Raw genomic sequence first — 1,068 nt, forward strand, 5'->3', positions numbered from 1 at the left:
GCCCGGCCCCAGCAGCGTCACCAGCCGGGCGTCCTCCAGCGCCGCCAGCACGTCGGCCCGCTCGGCGTCGCGGCCGACGAACGTCGTCCCGGACGCGGGCAGCCCGACGACACGGCCCGGTTCCGGCGCCGCGGAGCGGGCCAGCTCCGCCAGCGCCCACCGGTCGGCCACACCGTACTTGCGCAGCAGCGACGACACGTGGCTCTCCACCGTCCGGACGGAGACGTGCAGCCGGTTCGCGATCTGCGCGTTGGACAGCCGCGAGCCGAGCGCGGCGAGCACCTCGGCCTCCCGCTCGGATATCCGTTCCGCCACCGCCGGCCCCTTTCCGTGGCGGCATCCGTGGTGCTCTGCGGGCGCCACGGATGACCGCGCCACCCCTCAGACCGGACGCTGGAGACACAACCCGACGAGGCCCGCCCGGCACACGAGGAGGACACCATGAACACCCTAACCGCGCCCCCCACCACAGACCTGGACGAACTGGTCACCGCAGTACGAGCGGCCGTGGCCCGTCCCGGCGGACGGCGCGACACCGCGTCCCACGTGGCGGACGCGCTGTGCGAGCACCTGCCGTCGCCGGCCCTGCTCACCCCGGACCAGCTCGCCGGTGAGCGCGGCACCTTCCGCGGCCACCGCCTGCACGTGGAGCCGGACGGCTCGTTCTCGATGGTGGCGATCGTCTGGCAGCCCGGCGCGGTGACCCGCATCCACGATCATGTGACCTGGTGCGTGTTCGGCGTCCTCGCCGGCGTCGAGTACGAGGACCTCTACACGCTCTCCGAGGACGGCACCGCCCTGATCGAGGCCGGAAGCAACCACGCTCCGGTCGGCGAGATCAGCGGCTTCGCCCCGCCCGGGGACATCCACCGCGTCCGCAACGACAGCCCCGATGTCGCCGTCTCCCTGCACATCTACGGCACCGACCTCAACGCCATCGGCTCCAGCGCCCGCCGCTACTACGACCTCCCGATCCACCCCTAGATCCATGCACAGGCGGCGGCGCGTATGGGCGCGGCTGCAAGGTGCGCGATAGGTGTGCGGTGGTGCCGGGGGGCCGGTCAGGTG

General features: G+C 73.0%; 2 protein-coding genes. One reads left to right on the top strand and one right to left on the bottom strand.

From position 1 onward, the window contains the following. The coding region (locus tag ETD83_RS41930; RefSeq protein ID WP_138650781.1) for a response regulator transcription factor at window positions 1-315 on the bottom strand (315 nt) is incomplete at its 3' end. A 126-nt stretch (window positions 316-441) separates the two neighbouring features. Here ETD83_RS41930 and ETD83_RS41935 point away from each other — a divergent pair. Next, a complete protein-coding gene (locus ETD83_RS41935; protein WP_138650782.1) occupies window positions 442-984 on the top strand; it encodes a cysteine dioxygenase family protein in 543 nt (180 codons plus the stop codon). Window positions 985-1,068: the final 84 nt, after the last annotated feature.

The sequence above is a fragment of the Actinomadura soli genome (genome assembly GCF_005889715.1).
GTDB lineage: Bacteria > Actinomycetota > Actinomycetes > Streptosporangiales > Streptosporangiaceae > Spirillospora > Spirillospora soli.